This window comes from Delftia sp. CH05, assembly GCF_009827015.1.
Classification (GTDB): domain Bacteria; phylum Pseudomonadota; class Gammaproteobacteria; order Burkholderiales; family Burkholderiaceae_C; genus Comamonas; species Comamonas tsuruhatensis.
This window is the reverse complement of record NZ_WUMG01000005.1, coordinates 212656-232317: the sequence shown is the minus strand read 5'-3', so window position 1 is coordinate 232317 and position 19662 is coordinate 212656. Positions and strand designations below refer to the sequence as shown.

At 67.4% G+C, this 19662-nt stretch carries 16 protein-coding genes and 1 other RNA gene; 12 read left to right on the top strand and 5 right to left on the bottom strand.

Translation table 11 applies throughout. The features are described from left to right. Window positions 1-129: 129 nt before the first annotated feature. Window positions 130-1029: a DMT family transporter gene (locus GRX31_RS07320; protein WP_034366269.1), complete on the bottom strand. Its 900-nt coding sequence runs from the start codon at window positions 1027-1029 to the stop codon at window positions 130-132. Between the two features lie 96 nt (window positions 1030-1125). Between GRX31_RS07320 and GRX31_RS07315 the strand changes: the two genes are divergently transcribed. Together GRX31_RS07315 and rnpB are read left to right on the top strand one after the other, a co-directional pair. Further along, a complete protein-coding gene (locus GRX31_RS07315; protein ID WP_016453123.1) occupies window positions 1126-1920 on the top strand; it encodes an AraC family transcriptional regulator in 795 nt (264 codons plus the stop codon). A gap of 56 nt (window positions 1921-1976) precedes the next feature. Next, window positions 1977-2409: RNase P RNA component class A (gene rnpB, locus GRX31_RS07310), an RNA gene on the top strand. A 44-nt stretch (window positions 2410-2453) separates the two neighbouring features. On the opposite strand, the gene GRX31_RS07305 is transcribed toward rnpB, so the two are convergent. The 4 genes from GRX31_RS07305 to GRX31_RS07290 form a co-directional block, all read right to left on the bottom strand. After that, entirely contained in the window at window positions 2454-4940 is a 2487-nt protein-coding gene (locus GRX31_RS07305; RefSeq protein ID WP_160852039.1) for a TonB-dependent siderophore receptor, read from the bottom strand. A gap of 146 nt (window positions 4941-5086) precedes the next feature. Next, window positions 5087-6397 (bottom strand): sigma-70 family RNA polymerase sigma factor, encoded by a 1311-nt coding sequence (locus GRX31_RS07300; protein WP_160852037.1) that lies wholly within the window; start codon window positions 6395-6397, stop codon window positions 5087-5089. A gap of 95 nt (window positions 6398-6492) precedes the next feature. After that, window positions 6493-7236: a pseudouridine synthase gene (locus GRX31_RS07295; RefSeq protein WP_012203381.1), complete on the bottom strand. Its 744-nt coding sequence runs from the start codon at window positions 7234-7236 to the stop codon at window positions 6493-6495. Window positions 7237-7299: 63 nt separating this feature from the next. Continuing rightward, window positions 7300-8970 carry an MBL fold metallo-hydrolase gene (locus GRX31_RS07290; protein ID WP_160852036.1) on the bottom strand — a complete coding sequence of 557 codons (1671 nt, stop codon included), beginning with the start codon at window positions 8968-8970 and terminating at the stop codon, window positions 7300-7302. Window positions 8971-9097: 127 nt separating this feature from the next. Between GRX31_RS07290 and dapF the strand changes: the two genes are divergently transcribed. The 10 genes from dapF (at window position 9098) to rsmH (ending at window position 19660) form a co-directional block, all read left to right on the top strand. Beyond that, window positions 9098-9958, top strand: coding sequence for a diaminopimelate epimerase (dapF, locus tag GRX31_RS07285; RefSeq protein ID WP_016448046.1), 861 nt, complete (start codon window positions 9098-9100; stop codon window positions 9956-9958). Then, window positions 9955-10668: a DUF484 family protein gene (locus GRX31_RS07280; protein ID WP_016448045.1), complete on the top strand. Its 714-nt coding sequence runs from the start codon at window positions 9955-9957 to the stop codon at window positions 10666-10668. The genes dapF and GRX31_RS07280 overlap by 4 nt, the downstream gene beginning before the upstream one ends. Before the next feature lie 14 nt (window positions 10669-10682). Continuing rightward, window positions 10683-11771 carry a tyrosine recombinase XerC gene (locus GRX31_RS07275; protein WP_160852034.1) on the top strand — a complete coding sequence of 363 codons (1089 nt, stop codon included), beginning with the start codon at window positions 10683-10685 and terminating at the stop codon, window positions 11769-11771. Between the two features lie 134 nt (window positions 11772-11905). Further along, window positions 11906-13021: a CobW family GTP-binding protein gene (locus GRX31_RS07270; RefSeq protein WP_016448043.1), complete on the top strand. Its 1116-nt coding sequence runs from the start codon at window positions 11906-11908 to the stop codon at window positions 13019-13021. Window positions 13022-13551: 530 nt separating this feature from the next. Beyond that, window positions 13552-14046, top strand: coding sequence for an RNA polymerase-binding protein DksA (gene dksA / locus GRX31_RS31145; RefSeq protein ID WP_016448042.1), 495 nt, complete (start codon window positions 13552-13554; stop codon window positions 14044-14046). 45 nt (window positions 14047-14091) lie between these two features. After that, window positions 14092-15876: an STAS domain-containing protein gene (locus GRX31_RS07260; RefSeq protein ID WP_046240633.1), complete on the top strand. Its 1785-nt coding sequence runs from the start codon at window positions 14092-14094 to the stop codon at window positions 15874-15876. 69 nt (window positions 15877-15945) lie between these two features. Beyond that, entirely contained in the window at window positions 15946-16491 is a 546-nt protein-coding gene (hslV, locus tag GRX31_RS07255; RefSeq protein ID WP_016448040.1) for an ATP-dependent protease subunit HslV, read from the top strand. A gap of 105 nt (window positions 16492-16596) precedes the next feature. Next, window positions 16597-17916, top strand: coding sequence for an ATP-dependent protease ATPase subunit HslU (gene hslU / locus GRX31_RS07250; protein WP_189354027.1), 1320 nt, complete (start codon window positions 16597-16599; stop codon window positions 17914-17916). A gap of 370 nt (window positions 17917-18286) precedes the next feature. Then, complete coding sequence (gene mraZ, locus GRX31_RS07245; protein WP_026062826.1) at window positions 18287-18715, top strand: division/cell wall cluster transcriptional repressor MraZ; 429 nt, start codon at window positions 18287-18289, stop codon at window positions 18713-18715. A gap of 15 nt (window positions 18716-18730) precedes the next feature. Further along, complete coding sequence (rsmH, locus tag GRX31_RS07240) at window positions 18731-19660, top strand: 16S rRNA (cytosine(1402)-N(4))-methyltransferase RsmH (RefSeq protein ID WP_016448037.1); 930 nt, start codon at window positions 18731-18733, stop codon at window positions 19658-19660. Window positions 19661-19662: the final 2 nt, after the last annotated feature.

The following is a 19662-nucleotide window of genomic DNA, read 5'->3' as shown; positions in this document are numbered from 1 at the left end:
AGGACAGGGCTGTCCAACAAGAAATTATGAGCAGGCCTGAATGCAAATTCTTATGGGCAGCAATGGTGCGGGCGCCGCACCGGCATGCGGCATGCGTGCACCATTTGCGCTCGGGAAAACCCTGATTTTTCAGGCGGTGGCGGCAGCACGCGGTGCGCGCAAAGGCTGCTTCCACAGCTCGGCCAGCAGCAGGCCGCCGATGGTCAGCACGCCGCCCACGGCGTGGTAGGCCGCCAGGGGCTCGCCCAATGCCATGAAGGCGATCACGGCCGTGAAGATGGGCACCAGGTTGAAGAACATGCTGGAGCGGCCCGGCCCGATGCGCGCCACCGACATCATCCACAGCAGCGGCGCGGCGATGGAGGCCATGATGCCCGCAAAGCCCACCAGCGGCAGGTTGGCCGCGTTCAGCCCCGTGCGCGGCGCCATCAGGAACAGCGGCAGCTGCGCGATCACGGCCACCAGGATCTGCAGGTACAGCAGTTGCACCGTGGCCAGGCGCGGCATGGGCCAGCGCTTGAGCAGGATGTTGTAGACGGCATAGGCCAGCATGGCCACGAACATCAGCGCGTCACCGCCATTGAGGCCCTGGGTGAGCAAGGTGGCAGGCTGCCCCGAAGACACCACCAGGGCCACGCCCGCAATCGCCAGCACGCAGCCCAGCACGGCGCCCCGGCTCAACGCCTGGCCCAGCATGGCGGTGGACAGGCCCAGCACCATCATGGGCGTGAGCGAGCCGATCAGGCCCATGTGCGTGGCCGATGTCATATGGGCCGCGTAATAGGCCAGGCTCTGGTAGATCACCATGCCCAGCATTCCCAGCACGATGAGGCGCGGCAGCTGCGGCCGGATGTCGGCGCGCTGGCGCCAGATGGACGGCAAAAGGAAGGGCGTGAACAGCACGGCTGCCACCAGCCAGCGGTAGAAACCGATCTCGGCCGCGCCGATGCTGTCGGCCGCCATCTTGCTGACCACGGTATTGACCGACCAGATGAGCACGGCGATCAAAGGGAAAAGGTAAGACCCCATTGGAAGACTCCTAAGACTGGTCCTATGATCGTTCTGTCCGACTTGGAGTGCATCCCTGGTTTCGGACAATCGATAGCGCAACCCGGACCATCCGCCATGCCCCGTCCCAGCAAGCCCATGCGCATCCAGAACGTCGAGGATGTGCCGGGCGAGTACTACTTCCGCTACGACGAATTCGGCGCCGACACCGAGGTGCCGCCGCACAGCCACAGCTGGGGTCACCTGAACTACACGCCCCACGGCAGCATGTGCATGGACACGGCAGGCCAGCGCTGGGTCTCGCCGCCGCAGTACGGCGTCTGGGTGCCGCCCGGCGTGGTGCACAGCTGCCATGTGGCGCACGCCGTGGTCTACCGCTCGGTCTACCTGGCGCCTGCGCTGTGCAGGGAGCTGCCGGCGCAGCCATGCTCCATGCGCATCGGCGCCATCGTCAAGGCCATCCTGGCCGACTTTGCCGTGCGCGACGTGCACATTCCCGCCACCGACGCCGACCTGCGCCTGGCCCGTGTGCTCTACGACCAGTTGCGGGCCGTTCCCGTGGAGCCCGGCTATCTGCCGGCCGCCGAACACCCGGCCCTGGTCGAAGTGCTGACCCGCATGCGCGCTGCGCCCGAGGACCACCGCAGCCTGGCCCAATGGGCCGCCAGCGTGCACATGACCGAGCGCACCCTGGCGCGCCACTGCCAGCGCGAGCTGGGCATGGGCCTGGGCGAATGGCGCCAGCGCATGCGCTACCTGCTGGCCATCGATGCGCTGGAGGCCGGCCTGAGCGTGCAGCAGATCGCCTATGACCTGGGCTACAGCACGCCCTCGGCCTTCATCGCCATGTTCCAGCGCGAGGCCGGCACCTCACCCGAACAATTCCGCCGCGAGTTCTGCATGCCTCCGTGAGGCTGTTGCGCCATCTGTCTGCAGCCCGGCCCCAGCCGCGAGATAATGCCGCCCGTGAAGCACGCCAGACCGCCGCTGGTGCAATCGTGGAAACACGGCACTGGAGGAACGTCCGGACTGCACAGGGCAGCGTAGCAGCTAACGGCTGTCCACCGTGAGGTGAGGATCAGAGCAACAGAGACGAGTCGGGGACATGTGCCGCCAACTTGGTGTTCTATGGGGTGCCAGCGCAAGCTGGCGACGGATGGCGCAAGCCAGACGCCCAGGCGAAAGCCTGGGCCCCATAGCCACCCGGGGACGCGGAACGCGTCCCCGGGTGAAACGGGCAATCTCTACGCGCAGCAATACCAAGTAGGCACACGTTGACGGGGCCCCCGGAGTGTGCGGGTAGGTAGCACCGAGCCGGGCGGCGACGCCCGGCCCAGATTAATGGCGGTCACATGCGGGCAACCGCGTGCACAGAATCCGGCTTATCGGCGCGCTTCACACTTTCTTCCATGCCCCGCCACCGGCGGGGCATTTTCATGGGCGGTTCAGAACTGGTATTTGGCCGTCAGCAGCAGCCTGCGCGGCACGCCGAAATAGTTGCCGCCGTTGTTCGTGCCCAGGGTCTCGAAATAGCGGCGGTCGAACAGGTTGCTGATGTTCATCTGCAGGTCCAGCTGCCGGTTCACGCGATAGCCGATGACCAGGTCGGCCACGGCATGGGCGGGCTGGCGGATTGCATAGCCCTCGGCGCTGGTCAGCGACTCGGACGTGGTGCGGCTCTGGTAGCGCAGGCCGCCGCCCACGCGCCATGCGCCCAGCTCGCCGCCCAGGTGGTACATGGCCGACAGCTTGAGCTGGTGGCGCGGCGTGTAGCTGGCATAGGGCGCGCCCTTGGCGCCTTCGGTGCTGTCGCTGGCGATCTCGGCCTGGGTGAAGGTATAGCCAAGGCCGGCGTTCAGGCGCGGCAGGATCTCGCCGCTGATGTCCACGTCCAGCCCCTTGCTCCTGACCTTGCCGACGGAGCGGTAGCAATTGGTCTTCACCGTGCAGGAGTTGATGTCCGCGATGGCCTGGGGCAGGTTGTCCTGCGTGGTGTTGAACACGGCAACGGCCAAGTTCACGCGCTCGTCCAGGTAGCTGCCCTTGAGGCCCAGCTCGAAGTTGCGGCCCTCCACCGGCGCCAGCATGCTGCCCGAGACATCCAGAAAATCCTGCGGCCGGAAGATGCTGGTGTAGCTGGCATAGGCCGAGTAGGTCTTGTTGATGTCATAGGTCAGCGCGGCATAGGGCGTGGCATGGGCTTTCTCGCTGAATTCGCGCTCCCGGCTCCAGCTGCCCTGGCGCTGGACGTTGGTGAAGTCGTACCAGTCCAGGCGCGCGCCGGCGATCAGGTTCAGTGGCTCGGCCAGCAGGAAGCGGCCCGTGGCGTAGGCCGAGGTCAGCGTGGTCTTCTGGCGGCGCGTCCACAGGTCTTCGGCCAGCAGGCCGGAGCGGTCCAGCGAGTCGGGGTTCCAGGTATAGGGATCGACGCCATTGGCGATCAGCCATTCCCCCGTGGGCGACAGGTAGCTGTAGCCCTGGTCGCTCCAGCGGATGGTGCGTCGGCTGAGGCCGAAGGCCAGGTCATGCTCGCGGCCGAACAGGCGCACGGGGCCCTGGGCCGAGGCATCGAGGCTGAGCTGGCGCTTGTCGTAGTCGTAGAGGCCGCCGGCCACGTCGTAGCGCGTGCGGCCCTGGTCGTCCTGGCCGCCCGAGACCAGGTAGGCGCCGTCCAGCGCGGACTGGGCCTGCAGGGCGCGCGCGGCCAGCCTGGCCTTCCAGCCGTTGTCGAAGCGGTGCTCCAGGTCGGCGAACAGGCTGACCTCCTTCTTGTCCCATTTGCTCCAGGAGGGCGAGAAACGCCTGGATCGCGCAATGTCGAGGAAGGAGCCATCGAAGCCCATGGGCACGCCCATCCATTGCGAGCCGGGGTTGTCTTCGTTCACATAGGAGCCGCCCACGCTCAGCTTGGTGTCGCGCCCCAGGTCGAACTCGGCGGTGCCGTACAGCAGCTGGCGGCGGCTGCTATAGCCATCGATGAAGTGGTCACGCGACTGGGCCGAGGCCACCACACGCCCGCGCGCCGAGCCGTCCTCGTTGAGGGCGCCGCCCACATCGACCTCGCCCACGGCCTGGTTCCAGCTGCCGCCGCGCAGGGTGACCGAGCGCTGGGTGGTGCGCGGCGCGCGCTTGCGCACGAAGTTGATGGTGCCCGAAGGGTCGCCCACGCCCGTCATCAGCCCCGTGGGGCCGCGCACCACTTCCACGTGGTCGTACATGGCCATGGTGTCGTAGGTGGAGGTGTCGGTTTCATACGAGACGGGCACGCCGTCCTGCAGGAACGAACCGATCACGAAGCCGCGCGAGAAATAGCGCGCCCGGTCGTCGCTCCAGCGGTTGATGGTGATGCCGGTGGCGCTGTTGGCCACGTCGTCGATGGACAGCATGCCCTGGTCGTCCATCTTCTGGCGCGTGACCACGGTGAGGGACTGGGGCGTCTCGCGGATGGACAGCGGCAGCTTGGTCGAGGTGCTCATCAGCCCCGTGGTGTAGGAGCCCGAGCCCTCGGTGGTCGTGGTCTCGCCCACGGCGGACACCGTGACTTCGGGCAGGGCCACGGTGCCGGCGGGCTTTTCCACCACCAGCGTGCCCTGGCTCACATGGCCTTCCAGCCCGCTGCCGCGCAGCAGCCGGGCCACGGCGGCGGCGGTGCTCAGGCGCCCTTCCACGGCGGGCGCGCGGCGGCCCTGCACGAGTTCGGGCGCAGCCAGCAGTTGCAGGCCGGCCTGGCGGGCCAGTTGGGCCAGCGCCTGGTCCAGCGGCTGGGCGGGAATGTGGAAGTCGGTGCTGGCGGCCGTGGCTGTGGCCTGTGCCGCCTGGGCCAGAGCGGCTGGAGACAGCTGCAGGGCCAGCAGCGCGATGCCCGCGGCAACGGCATGGTGGCGGGCAAGGCTGCAGGCAAGGCGGGAAGGCTTGGAGGGGAATGAAGACATGGAAGGTCTCGTGGCGGATCTGGGCAATGGCGATTCCCGGGCTGCGAATGCGTCGCGTTCCCGGGTCCTCATGCCTATACGAACGGGCGCAGGCATTCCCTCATGCCTGGTGCGCATGCGACGTGCATTCCGGGGCTATGGGCGCATCAGCTGCGGCGGCGGATGACCAGAGTGCGCCCGCTTCCCGGGCCCTGTTCCTCTTCCTGCACGCTGACCGGCAGGGTGCGCGGGAGCATGCGCAGCCAGCCCTGGGCCGCCGCAATGCGCACGCGCCCCAGCACGGGCAGGGCGGCGGCGTCGGGCTCCACGCGCAGTGGCTGCAGGCTGTAGCGCTCCAGGCGCCGGACCACCTCGGCCAGCGGCGTGTTCTGGAAGTCCAGCCAGCCCTCGCGCCAGGCGGCCACTGCCGCAACCGTTTGCACGGCGGCCGTCTGGCCTGGCGCCAGGCGCAGCATCTGGCCTGCGCCCAGTGCATGCCGGGCGCCGCTGCCGTCGCGCACCTGCACGCGGCCCGCATCGACGGCGACCAGCACCGCATCCTCCTCCAGCGCCACCTCGAAGCGCGTGCCCAGCACGGTGACCTGTACGTCCGCCGCCTGGACCACGAAGGGCCGTTCCGTGTCGCGCGCCACGGCGAAGAAGGCGCTGCCGGCCAGCAGCCGCACCTGGCGGCGCGTGGCGTAGAAATCCACCTCGGCGCGGCTGGCGGCGTCCAGCGTCAGGGTGCTGCCGTAGGGCAGGGGCTGGTTCAGCAGGCGGCCGGTGGCCGTGGCCAGCCGCACCTGGTACTGCGGCATCCACTGGCGCCAGGCCAGCCAGATCGCCGGGCTGCCGACACCCAGGCCCGCCATCCCCAGCAGGGTGGACAGGGCGCGGCGGCGGCCCGTGCGTGGTGCGGGTGCGGCGGTGTCTCCGCGCCAGCGGTGCAGCGAGGCTTCCACGCTGTCCATGGCGCGCATGACCTCGCGTTCCACGGTTTTGACCGAGACGCCGTGGCGCTCGGCCAGCTCGGCATGCGAGGCGCCCTCGATGCGGTCGGCCAGGAAGATGTCGCGGCAGCGCGCGGGCAACTGCGCCAGGGCGCCTTCGACCCCGGCCAGGGCCTGGCGGTAGGAATGGGTGTCGGCCACATCGGGGCTGAGGGGGGAGGGCGGCTCGCCTTCCCTCGCGCTGGTGTCAAAGCGCTCGGCCGTGCGCTGGCCATGGCGCAGGTGGTCGATGGCGATGTTCTCCATCACCGCGTAGAGATAGGCGCGGCTGGCGCCTGGCGGACTGTCCGGCGCGGCGGGCGCATCGCTTTCGCCGCGCTGGCGTTCGGCCAGGCGTATCCAGGCGTCATGCACCAGGTCACGCGCTGCCTGCGGGCCGGCGCGGCGCGCCACGAAGCGCACCAGCTCGTGGTAGCTGTCCTGGAAGGTGCTCAGCAGGGAAGAGGAGGAAGAGGCGGGCGCAGGCATGCGGGAGGCCCGAAGGCAGCACGGGAATCCCGCATTCTATGAAATGATTCTCATTTGCCGAATGTGCTGCCCGCCGCGCACCCGGCAATGCCGGCCTAGAACCGCTCCCAGGGCATCAGGTAGCGCCACTGGCCTTCGGGCACCTTGGCCAGAGAGAGGCGGCCAATGCGCAGGCGGCGCAGGCTGACCACGCGCAGGCCCACTTCGGTGCACATGGCGTCGATCTCGTCGGGCGCGATGCCCTTGAGCGCAAAGCGCAGGTGGTTCTCGTTCTGCCAGCTCACGCGGCAGGGCGGCAGCTGGCGCTTGCCGATCGGCAGGCCGGCCTTCATCAGCTCCAGGCCGTCCTCGTGGATCTGGCCCTCGACGCCGACGATGCATTCCTGCTCCAGCCACATGCCTTCCTCGCCCAGCTTGCGCGCCACGCGCTTGTCCTGGGTGTAGACGATGAGGCCGCTGGCCGGCAGCGGCAGGGGCAGGAAGGATTCCAGGTTCTTGAAGTGCTGGGCCAGCACCAGCAGCGGCATGGGCGTGTCCACCTGGGCCATGCTGGCTTCGCCCAGCAGGGAGTGGGCGCTGCGCACCCGGCCATAGGGCCGGCCCTGGGTATAGCCCGCAGGCTTGTTCATCAGCAGGGTGACGGGCGGCACGGCCTCGGGCTGGGCGCCGCTGCGCAGCGTGACCTGCTGCTCGGGGCGCACGCGCGTCTCGGGCAGTTGCACGACCTTGCCGTCCACCTGGACGTTGCCGGCGGTGATATGCAGCTCGGCCTCGCGGCGCGAGCATTGTTCCTGTTCGGCCAGGCGCTTGGCCAGGCGAACGCTTTCAGATTCAGACATGCGCGCAGCTTAACCAGATACCAGGCCCCGCGCGCGTCGTCGGTCATTGCCGGTCATTGCTGGTCATTGCCGCCCGCACAGCGCACGGATGCGCTCCACATGCGCCAGCAGCGAGCGCTCGGCAATCGGCCACAGCTGCGGCGGGGCGTCGTCATAGGCCAGGCGCACCCAGTCCTGCACGCTGCCGTCGGGCTGTCTTTGCATGGCGGCCAGCACCTTGGCCTCGCGTGCCAGCCGGTGGGCCTTGAGTCTGGCAATCGCCTGGCGCGCAAAGCCCAGCACATAGCCATGGGCCGGCAGGATGAAGCGCGCATCGTGCGCGGCGCACAGCGCGTCCAGCCTGTCCAGCGAATCGATGTACTCGCGCATGTTGCCGTCGGGCGGATCGATGATGGTGGTGCTGCCGTTGAGGATGTGGTCGCCGCTGAACAGCAGGGCATCTTCCTCCAGCAGAAAGCACACGTGGTTGGCCGCATGGCCCGGCGTGAACACGGCCTGCAGCGTGTGGGTGACGGTGCCTTGCGCATCCTGCACGGCGATGCGCTGGCCATCTGCCAGCACGTGGTCTGGCGTGAAGCGGCTGGCCGGCCGGGCCGTGGGTGCCGAAGGCAGGCCGCCGATGGCCGGGCGTGGTTTGCCGGCCTGCACCGCCAGCGCCTGCAGCAGGGCTGCGCCCGGCGAATGGTCGGCGTGGGAGTGGGTGCACAGGATGTGGCGTATGTCGCCGCCGGCCGCCTCGAACAGGCGCTGCACATGCGCGGCGTCGGCCGGGCCGGGATCGATGCAGATGTAGCCCGTGGCGGTATCGCCCACCAGATAGCTGTTGGTGCCGGGGCCGGTCATCACGCCGGGGTTGGGGGCCGTCAGGCGCAGCAGGTTCTTGCGCAAGGGCACGGCGCGCTCGCTCTGCCAGTCCAGCGTGTGCAGGATCTGGCCGTCCGGGCAGACCATTTCCAGCTCGCCGAAGGGGGCCTCGTCCTCCATGTGGCGGGCTTCCTTGCCATCGAGAAAGCCGGTGCGCGGGCAGCACTGCCACAGCGGCCGCTCGCCTTGCAGGGCGGCGAACACGGCATCGGTGCCCGCGAAGCGGCTGAGCCGGTCCAGCGTGCGGATGGTGGGAAAGATCATGGGAAAGATGCCGGCGCGGTGGCGCTCCAGCGCTTGCTGGGGGCTCACCCAGATGGGCTCGAACTGTTCCGATCCGTCGGCGTCAGGCTCCTGGCCTTCGGGCATGCGCGCCACGAAGAAGGGCACATCGAAGCGCCGGGGCAGGTCGCGGTCGGCCGTCCAGTGGGCCAGGTACCACAGCGCATCCACGGCCAGGCGCAGGCCGCGTGCCTCGCACTGGGGAACCAGGGGAGCATTGCGGTCCAGCGTGGCCAGCTCGGCGGCCGATACCGGTCGGCCCTGGGCATCGTGGGCCAGCAAAATGCCGAGCTCCTCGAAAGTCTCGCGCAGGCCGGCGATGGCCTGGGTGACGCGCAGGCGGTCGCCGGCCTGGGCGGGGCGGGTGCTGGCGCAGGCATGGGCGGCGTCGGCGGCGTCCTGGGCCTCGATGCCGCCGCCCGGGAAGACATAGGCGCTGGGCACGAAGCTGGCCTTGGGCGAGCGCCTTGTCATGAGCACTTCCAGTCCGCTGCCATCGGCGCGGTCGCGCATCAGCAAAACGGTGGAGGCCTTGAGCGTGTCTACGGGCTGGCGCTGGGGGTGCAGGAGCTGGCTGGGGCGGGTCATGGGGGCATTATGCGGATGGACCTGCATCGTGCTGTTGCGCCGGAGACGCAGGCGGCTGGATGGCGCTCTGCGCCAGGGCATGCCCCGGATTGCGCCATGAGGCTGCCGTGCAGGGGATAATCGCGGGATGCAGATCCGCTTTACCAAGATGCAGGGCGCTGGCAACGATTTCGTGGTCCTTGACGAAACCGCCGGCCCGCTGGGCCTGAGCGCAGCCCAGTACCGCTTTCTGGCCCACCGCCAATTCGGCGTGGGCGCCGACCAGATCCTCACGGTGCGGCCCTCGCCCGCCGAAGGCATCGACTTCGAGTACGTGATCCACAACGCCGACGGCGGCGAGGTCGAGCAGTGCGGCAACGGCGCGCGCTGCTTTGCCCGCTATGTGCACGACAAGGGACTGACGGACAAGTCCGTCATCCGCGTGCAGACGCTGGCCGGCCTCATCGCCCCCGAGCTGCATGCCGATGGCCGCGTCACCGTGGACATGGGCCAGCCCGTGCTGGAGCCCGCCCTGGTGCCCTTCGATGGTGCAGGCCTGGTTCCCCGCCCGCTGGGTGCGGCGCAGCAATGGCCCCTGCAGCTGGGCGACGAGGCCACGGTCTGGATCGCCCCCGTTTCCATGGGCAACCCGCATGCGGTGCAGCTGGTGGACGATGTGGACCATGCGCCCGTGGCCACCTGGGGCCCGCTGATCGAGCGCCATGCGCGCTTTCCCCAGCGCGTCAATGCGGGATTCATGCAGATCGTCGATCGCGGCCAGATCCGGCTGCGTGTGTACGAGCGCGGTGCCGGCGAGACGCTGGCCTGCGGCACGGGCGCCTGCGCGGCCGTGGTGGCCGGCATCCGCTGGGGGCTGCTCGACGCGCGCGTCGATGTGCACACCCGCGGCGGCCGGCTGACCATCGAGTGGGACGGCGGCGCAGTGCGCATGACCGGCCCCGCAGAGTTTGTTTTTGAAGGACAGATCGAGGTTCCCGACCAGCCATGAACAGCACTACCGATATCGCCGTCACCGAAGAGACGATTGCCGACTACCTGCTGAACCATCCGGAATTCTTCGAGCGCCACGCCGAGATGCTCGCGCGCGTGCAGCTGGTCAGCAGCCACAGCCCGCGCACCGTCAGCCTGCAGGAACGCCAGGCCGAGATGCTGCGCGAGAAGATCAAGGGCCTGGAGCACCGCATCATGGACATGATGCGGCACAGCAGCGAGAACGCCTCCATCGCCGACAAGCTGCACGCCTGGAGCTGCGCCCTGGCCAAGGTCCAGGACCTGCGCGAACTGCCCCACGCGCTGACGGCCAGCCTGCAGCATGTCTTCGAGGTGCCCCAGGTGGCCCTGCGCCTGTGGAACGTCTCCGGCGCGCAGACCAGCAGCATCTACACCATGGGCGTCAGCGACGATGCCAAGTCCTTCGCTGCCTCGCTGACCATGCCGTTTTGCGGCCCCAACATGGGCTTCGAGCCCGGCGGCTGGCTGGTCGATCCCGACGCGGCCCAGTCCCTGGCCCTGCTCACCCTGCACGATGGCGACCCCGGCAACCCGGCCCATGCCTTCGGCATGCTGGTCCTGGGCTCGCCCGATCCGCTGCGCTTCGAGGCAACCATGGGCACGGAATTCCTCTCGCGCATCGCGGCCCTGGCCAGCGCGGCCCTCTCGCGCATGCGGCCCGTGGCGCTGACCCTGGCGCGCGGCTGATCGGCTGAAAGCCCATGCCGGGGGCATCGGACAGGGACGGGCTCCCGGAAGGCGGCCTTCCGGCAGAGGATCTGGAGGCGGAGGACCTGGCGCTGCTCCCCTCCGCCGTCCATGCCTATCTGGAGCATGTGCGCGTGCAAAAGCGCCTGGCCGACCGCACCTGCGAGCTCTATGCGCTGGACATGGGCCGGCTGTGCGCCATGGCCCGCGACGCCGGCCTGGAACTGCTGGCGCTGCAGCCCGCCCATATCCGCCGCTTCGTGGCCCGGATGCATTCCCGGGGCCGCAGCCCGCGCGGCATTGCGCTCATCCTGTCCGGCTGGCGCAGCTTCTTCCGCTGGGCGGCCCAGCAGTCGCTGGTGCCTTTCAATCCTGTGGAGGGCGTGCGCGGCCCCAAGGCACCCAAACCCCTGCCCAAGGCATTGGGCGTGGATGACGCCGTGCAGCTGGCCGCCTTCGGCAACGCCGATGCCGACCCCTGGATCGAGGCGCGCGACGCCGCCATCACCGAATTGCTGTACAGCTGCGGCCTGCGCGTGGGCGAGCTGGTGGGCCTGGACGTGGCGCCCGGCCAGGACACGCAGCGCCAGGGCCGTGGCTGGATAGACCTGCAGTCCGCCGACGCCCACGTGCAGGGCAAGGGCGGCAAGCGCCGCACCGTGCCCGTGGGAGCGGCCGCGCTGCAGGCGCTGCAGCGCTGGCTGGCCCTTCGGGAAACGGGTCTTGCGGGGGCGGCCGCACAGGCTGCGCAGCACGAACCCGCCCTTTTCATCGGCCGGCGCGGCGAGCGCCTGGGCGCGCAGTCGGTCTGGGCGCGGCTGCGCCAGCGCGGGCAGCAGGCCGGCCTGTCGGCCGGTGTCCATCCCCATGTGCTGCGGCATTCGTTCGCCAGCCACATGCTGCAGTCCAGCGGCGATCTGCGCGCCGTGCAGGAGCTGCTGGGCCACGCCAGCATCTCGACCACGCAGATTTACACGCGCCTGGATTTCCAGCATCTGGCCCAGGCCTACGAGAGCGCCCACCCGCGCGCGCGCCGCAAGAGCGGCGACAGCAGGCAAGTCGGTGAAATCGGCGAAACCCCTGAAAAGGACAACCTCGAATAAAAAAGGCCAAGCCCTCTGGCAAAACAGCACTTGACAGGCTCGCTAAACTTATTCGGAACGTCTTTTCGACAAGGCCCGTCCATGGTGGACGGGCCTTGCCGCTTCCCTTTGCTGAATTTTCTGAAAGCAATCCCATGGCACTGATTCCCGTCACCATCCTTACCGGCTTCCTGGGCTCGGGCAAGACCACGCTGCTCAAGCGCGTGCTCAGCGAGTCCCACGGCATGAAGATCGCCGTGATCGAGAACGAGTTCGGCGAAGAAAACATCGACACCGACATTCTCAAGACGGAGTCCAAGGAGCAGATCCTGCAGATGAGCAACGGCTGCATCTGCTGCACCATCCGCGAAGACCTGCGCGAGACCCTGCAGCTGCTGGCCTCCAAGCGCCGCAAGGGCCTGGTGGAGTTCGACCGCATCGTGATCGAGACCACGGGCCTGGCCGATCCCGGCCCCGTCGCCCAGACCTTCTTCATGGACGACGAGATCGCCGAGACCTATCTCATCGACTCCATCCTGACCCTGGTCGACGCCAAGCACGCCAACCAGCAGCTGGACGACCGCCAGGAAGCGCGCCGCCAGGTCGGCTTTGCCGACCAGCTCTTCCTGTCCAAGACCGATCTGGTCAGCGAGGACGAGAAGAACGCGCTCATCCACCGCCTCAAGCACATGAACCCGCGCGCGCCCATCCGCGCCGTGCATTTCGGCGAAGTGCCCCTGAACGAAGTCTTCGACCTGCGTGGATTCAACCTCAATGCCAAGCTGGACATCGATCCCGACTTCCTCAAGGAAGACGATCACGACCACGGCCATGATCACAAGCACGAGCATGGCGAGCACTGCAGCCATGACCACGAGCATGACGAGAACTGCGGGCACGACCACGCCCACAGCCACGCCCATGATCACGAGCACGGCGAACACTGCAATCATCCTCACCACCATCACCACGATGACGACGTCAAGAGCTTCGTCTACCGTGCCGACCGCGCGTTCGACCCTGCCCGCCTGGAGGATTTCCTGGGCGCCATCGTCAACATCTATGGCCCGCGCATGCTGCGCTACAAGGGCGTGCTGAACATGCAGGGCACGGAGCGCAAGGTCATCTTCCAGGGGGTGCACCAGCTCATGGGCAGCGACCTGGGACCGCAATGGGCCGAAGACGAAAAGCGCCAGAGCAAGATGGTCTTCATCGGCATCGACCTGCCCCAGGACATCTTCCTGCAGGGCCTGGAGCAGTGCCTGGTCTGAGCCGTCTGTGAACTTTTGTGAGGAATCACATGGTTTTTGCTGACATCTGATTGACGCAGGAGCCGCCCGCATCTGCAGGCGGTTCCTCTGCTTTCATGTGGGGTATGTGCAACGGCTTGCGCTCCTGTAGAGCATCGATACAATCGCGCCCCTGAAGAGAGCCCCCAAGCCCAATGGACTGCCCCGCAGGGGTCGCCCATACCGTGAGGAGACAGCAAGTGAGCGCCGAATCCAGCAAGAAGCCGTCAGTGGCCGCCCAGGCCCCGGCTGCAAGCCAGAAGGCCGCGGTCCGCACTGCGGTCGGCGTCGTCGACCTGGCCTCCCGCGCCGGCTGGAAATGGGCTCTTTGCACGCACGGCCGCCGCACGGCCTGGATTGCCGCACCCCGCCGCAAGGGGAAGCCGGCAGGTTCCGCAACTGCGGCGATCGGCTGTCCTACATGGCATTCGACCCGGGCGCCTCGATTGACAGTACCATCCATGGCCCCGTCCGATGCCCCCGGCTCGGACTAAGTTAGCGAAACCAACACTATGCCTACCACTACGCAAACGCCTTCGTCGGGATCGACGAAACGAGACCCCAAGCTGGCCAATGCCTGGAAGACCAAGTCGGCGGAGGAGCTGACGGATGCCGAAGTGCTGGCCATGTCCGATGACGACTACATGAATGAGAAGCAGATGGCGTTCTTCCGCCTGAAGCTGCTCACTCTCAAGCACGACATGCACACCAACGCGGGCGAGACGGCAGAAAACCTGCGCGAGGACACCGTGGTGGTTCCCGATCCGGCCGACCGCGCCACCATCGAGGAAGAGCACGCGCTGGAACTGCGCACCCGCGACCGCGAGCGCAAGCTGCTCAAGAAGATCGAGCAATCCATTGCACGCATCGACGCAGGCGACTACGGCTACTGCGACGAAACCGGCGAGCCCATCGGCGTGGGCCGCCTGCTGGCCCGTCCCACGGCCACGCTGTCGCTGGAAGCCCAGCAGCGACGCGAGCTCAAGCAGAAGATGTACGGAGATTGAGTTGCGGCAACGGCCTTCGGAACGGTGGTGCTAATCTGATTCGCCATGGCAAAAGAAGAGAGCAGCAAATCGGGAGGGTTGTTGTCCAAGGTGGTGCGCTTTGTGCGCCACCCGACGGTCAATTGGTCCGATCTCGACGGCCTCGACGCTGACCAGGAGAGCCAGTACAGCAAGCAGGCGCTCAAGGAAATGATCGAGCGCAAGCGCCGCAACGACTTCGTACGCAAGCGCGAATTCGACCAGCTGCGCCGCCTGCGCCAGGCCGAGTTGCAACAGGCCTCCCGGCCGGGCAGCGCATCTGTCGGTGTCGGCGTGCCCGGACCGGCTGCACAGGGCTCGCAATTCCTCAGCAGCCTGCTGAGCTCCAAATCCTCCGGCGAGCGCGCCGTCACGCTCAAGAAGATCGACGAGATCGAGGCCCAGATGTCCCAGCAATGGTGGCGGGGCAAGCAGGCGGCCGACGCCACCACCATTCCCATGGCGCTGCCCGCTGGCGGCAACCCCGCGCCGGCGTCGTTTCGCAAGCAGCCGCCGCCGGGCCAGATCCCCATGCTCAGCGACGTGGTGCCTGCGGCCATCGCCTCGGCCGGCGATGTGGCGGCCTTTGCCACCACCTTGCCCATGAGCCTGGCACCTGCGCCGCAGGTGCCGTCCGTCTCCACGGCTCCCCTCATGGATTCCATGCCCATGGCCCGCCCCCTGCGGCCATTGGAGGGGGCGACCGATTTCCTGCCCGCCTTCGCGGCCACCGAGGTCTCTGCCCCGCAGCCCATGGACATGGTGCCGCCATCCTTCGTGGTGTTCGAGCACGATCCCGACCTCGAAGAGCCGGCCATCCTCTTTGCCAATGGCGACGTGGACGGTGCCGAGCAGGGCATGCTGGAGCTGATCGAGCGGCGCGATGTGCCTGCGCAGCTGCCGGTCTGGCTGGCCTTGCTGGACCTGTACCGCGCGGCCGATCGCCCGCTGCAGTTCGACAAGGCCGGCATTGAATTCGCGGCGCGCTTCGGCCGCTCCGCTCCCCAGTGGTTCGCGATGCCGCAGCAGCGCACCGCCGCGATGGCGCCCCTTCCCGGCGCAGCGGCAGGGCGCGGCTGGCGCTGGAGCGCTCCCGCCCAGGTCACGCCCAGCGCCGTCACGGCGCTGAAGGCCTCCCAGGCCAAGGCCGCCGGTCCCTGGACCCTGGACTGGGCTGCCGTGACCCACATCGACGAGGCGGCAGCCACCGCCTTGGAGGCGCTGCTGCAGCAATGGGCCGATTCCCAGGGCGTATTCGTGCTGCTCAACGCGGACCGGCTGCAGGCGCTGCTGGGCGAGCTGGCTCCGTCGGGCGACTCCGCTGTAGATACGCTGTGGTGGCGCCTGCGCATGGCCGTGCTGCGCCTGATGAACCGGCAGGATGATTTCGAGCTGGTGGCCCTGGACTACTGCGTGACCTACGAAGTCTCGCCACCTGCATGGGTGGACCCGGTCTGCCAGTGCCTGACGCAAGCCGTCGAGTCCGGCGGTGCACAAGCCCCTGTGCAGCCGGGCGCTGCCGCCCCGGCGGATACCGTGCGATTTGCGCTGTCCGGCACCATCGAAGGCGATGCCTCCACCTGGCTGGACCCGGTGCAGGAAGGCGCCAGCCTGGGCGAGCCGGTGTTCATCGACTGCACCCAGCTGGTGCGCATGGACTTTGCGGCGGCCGGCTCCGTGCTCAACTGGGCGGCCCACATGCAGTCGCTGGGCCATGTGCTGCAGTTCGGCCAGCTGCACCAGCTGGTGGCCGTATTCTTCAATGTGATCGGCATCCAGGAGCATGCGCAGGTAACGCCAAGACGGGACTGACCTGCCGAGCGGCGGCATTCTTTGGAGGGGCTCTTGAGAAGACGGGAGCCGCCCTCATCTGGCACCGCTATGGAACAGTATCACGGCACCACCATCATCAGCGTGCGCCGGCAGACCCCCGAAGGCGTGCAGGTCGCCATCGGTGGCGATGGCCAGGTCACATTGGGCAACATCGTCGTCAAGGGTACGGCGCGCAAGGTGCGCAAGCTCTACCACGGCAAGGTGCTGGCCGGCTTTGCCGGCGCCACGGCCGACGCCTTCACGCTGTTCGAGCGCTTCGAGGCCAAGCTGGAAAAGCACCAGGGCCATCTGACGCGCGCGGCCATCGAGCTGACCAAGGACTGGCGCACCGACCGCGTGCTGCGCCGGCTGGAGGCCATGCTGGCCGTGGCCGATGCATCGGCCTCGCTGATCATCACCGGCAACGGCGACGTGCTGGAGCCCGAGCAGGGCATCGTGGCCATCGGATCGGGTGGCGCCTACGCGCACTCGGCGGCCAAGGCGCTGCTGACCAATACCGAGCTGTCGGCCGAGGAGATCGTGCGCAAGTCGCTGGCGATTGCCGGCGAGCTGTGCATCTACACCAACATGCATCACACGGTCGAGACGCTCTGAGACCCTCGCGGCGCGGGCGGTTCTCGCCCGGCCATTGAAACGGATAGCCGCCAGCCGCCAGGTAACGGAAGCGGGGCTGGCGGCGCAATGCTTCGAATACACACCATGTCCTCTGCCATGACCCCCCAGGAGATCGTCTCCGAACTGGACCGCCACATCGTCGGCCAGACCGGTGCCAAGCGCGCCGTGGCCATCGCTTTGCGCAACCGCTGGCGCCGCCAGAACGTGGCCGACGGCCTGCGCCAGGAAATCACGCCCAAGAACATCCTCATGATCGGCCCCACCGGCGTGGGCAAGACCGAGATCGCGCGCCGCCTGGCGCGGCTGGCCGATGCGCCCTTCATCAAGGTCGAGGCCACCAAGTTCACCGAAGTGGGCTACGTGGGCAAGGACGTGGATGCCATCATCCGCGATCTGGCCGAGGTCGCCGTCAAGCAGACGCGCGAGGCCGACATGAAGAAGCTGCGCCTGCGCGCCGAAGACGCTGCAGAGGACCGCATCCTCGACGTGCTCGTGCCCCAGGCCCGCAGCGGCGAGGTGGCTGCCGACAACACGGCCCGCCAGGTCTTTCGCAAGAAGCTGCGCGAAGGCCAGCTCGACGACAAGGAAATCGATATCGACGTGGCCGACGCGCCGCCTCAGGTGCAGATCATGGGCCCGCAGGGCATGGAGGAGATGGCCGAGCAGCTGCGCGGCATGTTCAGCCACATGGGCCAGGAAAAGCGCAAGACGCGCAAGCTGCGCATTGCCGAGGCCATGAAGCTGCTGACCGACGAGGAAGCGGCCAAGCTCGTCAACGAGGAAGACGTGCGCACGCGCGCCATTGCCAATGCCGAGCAAAACGGCATCGTCTTCATCGACGAGATCGACAAGGTCGCCACGCGCCAGGAAAGCAGCGGCTCCGACATCTCGCGCCAGGGCGTGCAGCGCGACCTGCTGCCCCTGGTCGAGGGCACCAGCGTCTCCACCAAGTACGGCGTGGTCAAGACCGACCACATCCTGTTCATCGCCTCGGGCGCCTTCCACCTGTCCAAGCCCAGCGACCTCATCCCCGAGCTGCAGGGGCGCTTCCCGATCCGCGTGGAGCTGGACTCGCTGTCGGTCCAGGACTTCGAGGCCATCCTCACCCAGACCCATGCCTCCCTGGTCAAGCAGTACCAGGCGCTGCTGGCCACCGAAGGCGTCACGCTGGAGTTCACGCCCGAAGGCATCACCCGGCTGGCCGGCATCGCCTTCGAGGTCAACGAGCGCACCGAGAACATCGGCGCGCGCCGCCTGTCCACCGTGCTGGAGCGGCTGCTGGACGAGGTCAGCTTCGATGCGGCCAAGCTTTCGGGGCAGACCGTCACCATCGACGCGGCCTACGTAGACCAGCGCCTGCAGTCCCTGAGCCAGGACGAAGACCTGTCTCGCTTCATCCTCTGAAGCCTGCCCCGGCGGCCGAGCGGCCGCCATCGAAGTGACTGCCCGCATTGCCGGGCAGTCACTTTTTGTAGGAGGCCGGCCCGAGTTGCACCCCGTCGCCAGCGAATTGAATCGTTGCAATTGCCTGCCGGGATTGAGAGTTCACTTGCAATCACTCCCCTAAGTGCTTGTAAAGTCTCGGTTTTTTGTCATCACTCACATTGCATTCGATCTCTAAGTTGTTGATTTCATTGCAAATAATTGTCCATTCCCGGGTTGTGAAACACCAAATTGCTGCTACAGTGCAAAAAAGTGCAATTAAGTGGTGAAAGTTGCCTTTGTGCCCCGATTTCCGGGACGCGATGGCTCCAACCGACCGGGGTGACTGACCGTGTTTCAAGGGGCGTCCTCGCTGAATCTCGATGGCAAGGGGCGGCTGTCTGTGCCGACCCGGCATCGTGACGCCCTCCTGGCCATGGCGCAGGGCCAGGTCACCCTCACCAAACACCCCCATGGTTGCCTGATGCTGTTCCCGCGCACGGAGTGGCTGCAGTTCCGCGAGCGGATCGCGCAGCTGCCCATGTCGGCGCAGTGGTGGAAGCGCATCTTCCTGGGCAACGCCATGGACGTGGACATGGATGCCACCGGCCGTGTGCTGGTGTCGCCCGAGTTGCGCGACGCCGTGGGTCTGACCAAGGAGGTCGTGCTGCTGGGCATGGGCAACCATTTCGAGCTGTGGGACAAGGCCACTTATGAGGCACATGAAGCGAAGGCCATGCAGGAAGAGATGCCTGCGGCCTTCCAGGATTTTGCTTTCTAGGAAAGAGGCGTTCTCTTGAATCAGCCGTTGCAACACATCACCGTTTTGCTCGACGAGGCCGTCGATGCGCTGCTGGACGGCGCCGCGCAGCCCGTTGCCGGGCAATGGGTGGACGCGACGTTCGGGCGAGGCGGGCATTCCCGGCGCATCCTCCAGCGGCTAGGGCCGGGCGGGACCTTGCTGGCGTTCGACAAGGACCCGGACGCGATCGAAGAGGCAGCGCGCATCACCGATGCGCGTTTTTCGATTCGGCACGAAGGGTTTCGCCACCTGGGCGAGTTGCCGGCCGGCAGCGTGCAGGGCGTGCTGATGGACCTGGGGGTGAGCTCTCCCCAGATCGACAACCCCGAGCGTGGCTTCAGCTTCCGCTTCGAGGGTCCGCTGGACATGCGCATGGACACCACGCGCGGTCAGAGCGTGGCGGACTGGCTGGCGGAAGCCGATGCCCAGCAGATTGCGGAGGTGATACGTGACTACGGCGAAGAACGGTTTGCTGGCCCCATTGCAAAGGCGATTGTTGCTCGGCGCGAAAGCCAGGGGCCCCTTCGCAATACCGCGGAGCTTGCCGAGCTCGTGGCTGGCGCGGTCCGGACCCGCGAGGCTGGGCAGAACCCAGCGACACGCACATTCCAGGCTCTTCGGATTTTCATCAATGCCGAGCTTGAAGAACTCGAACAGGCGCTAGAGGCCAGCCTGCGCGTGCTCGCGCCGGGCGGGCGCCTGGTGGTGATCAGCTTCCACTCGCTGGAAGACCGCATCGTCAAGCAGTTCATTGCCAGGCATTCCAAGGAAGTCTATGACCGGCGCGCACCCTTTGCCGCGCCCACGCCCATGCGCCTTGAAGCCCTGGGCCGCATCAAGCCCAGCGAGGCCGAGGTCGCCGCCAATGCGCGTTCGCGCTCGGCCGTGATGCGCGTGGCCCGCCGCACCGAGGTGCCTGCATGAAG